The sequence below is a fragment of the Rhodococcus sp. 852002-51564_SCH6189132-a genome (assembly GCF_001665495.1).
Taxonomy (GTDB): Bacteria; Actinomycetota; Actinomycetes; order Mycobacteriales; family Mycobacteriaceae; genus Rhodococcus; species Rhodococcus pyridinivorans.
Genome location: NZ_LZMJ01000008.1, coordinates 1 through 3,185 on the forward strand (window position 1 = coordinate 1; position 3,185 = coordinate 3,185).

A 3,185-nucleotide genomic window follows, 5' to 3' on the forward strand; every position below is an offset into this window, starting at 1 on the left:
CCCCCCCCCCCCCCCCCCCCCCCCCCCCCCCCCCCCCCCCCCCCCCCCCCCCCCCCCCCCCCCCCCCCCCCCCCGCGGGGGGGCCCCCCCCCCCCCCCCCCCCCCCCCCGCAGCCCACCACCACCGCGTCTGCCCGAGGAGCACCCGATGACCATCCTGGATCCAGCCACCCCGCGTGAGACGACGGTGGACCCGAGAGATCCGTTGGCCCGTCTCGAGAAACTGTTCGACCCGGGCAGCCTGGAACTGCTGCACACCCGCGACAAGTCGGGCGTCCTCGCCGCCGTCGGCGAGGTCGACGGCATCCGCACCGTCGCATACTGCTCCGATGCCACCGTCATGGGCGGAGCCATGGGCGTCGAGGGATGCAAGCACATCGTCTCCGCCATCGACCACGCCATCGACCACGAGATCCCCGTGGTCGGCATCTTCCACTCCGGTGGCGCGCGTCTGGCCGAGGGCGTCGAAGCCCTCCACGCCGTCGGCCTGGTCTTCGAGGCCATGGTCCGCGCGTCCGGTCTGATCCCCCAGATCTCCGTCGTTCTCGGCTTCGCGGCCGGCGGTGCCGCCTACGGCCCGGCCCTGACCGACATCGTCATCATGGCCCCCGAGGGCCGTGTCTTCGTCACCGGACCGGACGTGGTCCGCAGCGTCACCGGTGAGCAGGTCGACATGGAGTCGCTCGGCGGCCCCGACACGCACACCAAGAAGTCCGGTGTCGCGCACATCGCCGCGCACGACGAGGCCGACGCCCTGCACCGGGCCCGCCGCCTGGTGTCGATGCTGGCCGATCAGGGCGAATTCGACGTCGTCGCAGCGACACTCGGCGACACCGACCTGCGGGCGCTGATGCCCGCCTCGCCGCGACGCGCATACGACGTGCGGCCGATCGTCCACCAGTTGCTCGACAACGTCGACGGCGAGTCCTCCTTCGAGGAACTGCAGGCCGGCTGGGCCCGCAGCATCGTCACCGGCTTCGGCCGTCTCGGCGGCCGCACGGTCGGGGTCATCGCCAACAACCCGCTGCGCCTCGGCGGCTGCCTCAACTCCGAGAGCGCCGAGAAGTCAGCGCGTTTCGTGCGGATGTGCAACGCCTTCGGTGTTCCGCTCGTCGTCATCGTCGACGTTCCCGGTTACCTTCCCGGTGTGAGCCAGGAGTGGGAGGGTGTCGTGCGACGCGGCGCCAAGTTGCTCCACGCGTTCGCCGAGGCGAAGGTTCCCCGTGTCACGCTGGTGACGCGCAAGATCTACGGCGGCGCGTACATCGCGATGAACTCCCGGGCGCTCGGGGCCACCGCCGTCTACGCGTGGCCGGAGTCCGAGGTGGCCGTGATGGGCGCGAAGGCCGCTGTGGGCATCCTCCACAAGAAGGCCCTCGCCGCGGCTCCCGAGGAAGAGCGTGAGGCGCTGCACGACCGTCTCGCCGCCGAACACGAGGCGATCGCCGGTGGCGTCGGTCGTGCGATGGCCATCGGTGTGGTCGACGAGATGATCGATCCCGCCACCACGCGCAGCACCCTGGCCGCCGCGCTCGCCGCCGCACCCGCGGTTCGCGGACGGCACAAGAATATTCCGCTCTGATCCGGACACAGCACGAGAACACCGGCACCGCTCCTCGGAGCGGTGCCGGTGTTCTCGTATCAGGAAGATGTGGGGTGCGTTCCGGTCGCGTCGCCGGGGCGGCGGACCGCGGTCAGCCGACGTCCCGGCGGAGCCACGTCACCTGAGCGCCTTCGTCGCCGCTGCGGTACGGCTCGAGCTCTTCGTCCCATGCCGTTCCGAGGGCGCGGTGCAGTTCGCTCGTGACATCGGCGGAGGACAGCATGGCGCGCAGACGCATCTCTCCGACGACGATGTCGCCGTTGGCGCTGGTGCACCCGCGCCACAGACCCAGTCGGGGGGCGTAGCTGAAACGTTCGCCGTCGACGCCCTCGCTGGGATTCTCGGTGATCTCGAAGCGGAGCATCGGCCACGACCGCAGCACGTCGGCCAGTCGCGCGGCCGTGCCCACGGGCCCGACCCAGTCGACGCAGGTGCGCAGCAGCCCCGGTGCGGCGGGCTGGCCCGTCCACGAGAGATCGGGCCGGCAGTCGAGGATGTCGGCCAGTGCCCATTCGATGTGCGGGCACACCGCCGCCGGTGAGGAGTGGACATAGATCACCCCCGCCGTGGCATCCGCGAATTGGTTGGATGCGCGCATACATTCACCTCCGGTTCGACCAGGACGTCTTCCCCAACGACCTTCGTCGACCAAGGCTTCTCCATGCAGGCTGCGTACAAGTGTGCCCGTGTGGCGTGTGTTTCGCCAGCGAACCAGAGAGGTTCATGTGAATTCGGTGATGATCGCGTCTCCGAGGGCAGGCCAGAGCGGTTTGGCCCAGTCTCCGAACGCACGATCAGTAAGTACCACAGCGGCGACGGAAATTTCGGGATCTACCCAAATGAATGTGCCCGATTGACCGAAATGACCGAAAGTACGCGGTGAATTACCGGTGGCGGTCCAATGCGGATTCTTCTCACCGCGGATCTCGAATCCGAGGCCCCAGTCGTTGGGCTTGAACATCCCGTAGCCGGGCACGAGTCCGTTCAGACCCGGAAACTGCACGCTGGTCGCCTCGGTGAGGGTTTCGCGCGAGACCAGCACGGGGTCGAGCAGCTCGCGCGCGAACAACGCGAGATCGGCGACCGACGACTGCGCCCCGTGACCCGCCGGCCCCGGCAGGGACGAGGACGGCATGACGAGCGGCTCGAAGACCGCTTGCCGGAGGTATTCCGGGAACTCGATACCGGTTTCCGTCTCGACGAGTTCGGCAAGCACTTCGAAGCCCGCACTCGAGTAGATCCGCTTCCGTTCGGGTTCGGTCTGCACGGTGCGCTCACCGAACGCCAGACCGGAGGCGTGGGCGAGCAGGTGGCGCACCGTCGACCCCGCGGGGCCCGCGGGCTGGTCGAGCTCGATCGCGCCCTCCTCGACGGCCACCAGCGCGGCGTACGCCACGAGCGGCTTCGTCACGGATGCGAGTGGGAAGACCTCGTCGAGGTCTCCCCTGGACGCGGCCCGTTCCCCCCGGCGGGGGGCCCCCCCCGGGGGGGGGCCCGGGGCACGGCCCGGGGGGGGGGCGGAGCGGGGGGGGGCGGGGGGAGCCGACGCGGCCGCCCCCGCGGGGGGGGGGGGCCCGCGGGGG

Annotated in this window: 2 protein-coding genes and 1 pseudogene; 1 reads left to right on the forward strand and 2 read right to left on the reverse strand. The window is 70.5% G+C overall.

Features of this window, described 5'->3' with window-relative positions; all coding sequences use genetic code 11:
* Positions 1-147: 147 nt before the first annotated feature.
* Positions 148-1,581 (forward strand): acyl-CoA carboxylase subunit beta, encoded by a 1,434-nt coding sequence (locus A5767_RS01625; protein WP_006554443.1) that lies wholly within the window; start codon positions 148-150, stop codon positions 1,579-1,581.
* Positions 1,582-1,693: 112 nt separating this feature from the next.
* On the opposite strand, the gene A5767_RS01630 is transcribed toward A5767_RS01625, so the two are convergent.
* Together A5767_RS01630 and A5767_RS01635 are read right to left on the reverse strand one after the other, a co-directional pair.
* Positions 1,694-2,200, reverse strand: coding sequence for a DUF3145 domain-containing protein (locus tag A5767_RS01630; protein ID WP_006554444.1), 507 nt, complete (start codon positions 2,198-2,200; stop codon positions 1,694-1,696).
* 123 nt (positions 2,201-2,323) lie between these two features.
* A pseudogene (locus tag A5767_RS01635) lies at positions 2,324-3,058 on the reverse strand (serine hydrolase domain-containing protein); the annotation flags it as partial.
* Between the last annotated feature and the right edge of the window lie 127 nt (positions 3,059-3,185).

Excerpts from the sequence above, each read along its gene's own strand:
- A5767_RS01625 (WP_006554443.1), top strand. The coding sequence starts at position 148 with ATGACCATCCTGGATCCAGCCACCCCGCGTGAGACGACGGTGGACCCG.
- A5767_RS01630 (WP_006554444.1), bottom strand. The coding sequence starts at position 2,200 with ATGCGCGCATCCAACCAATTCGCGGATGCCACGGCGGGGGTGATCTAT.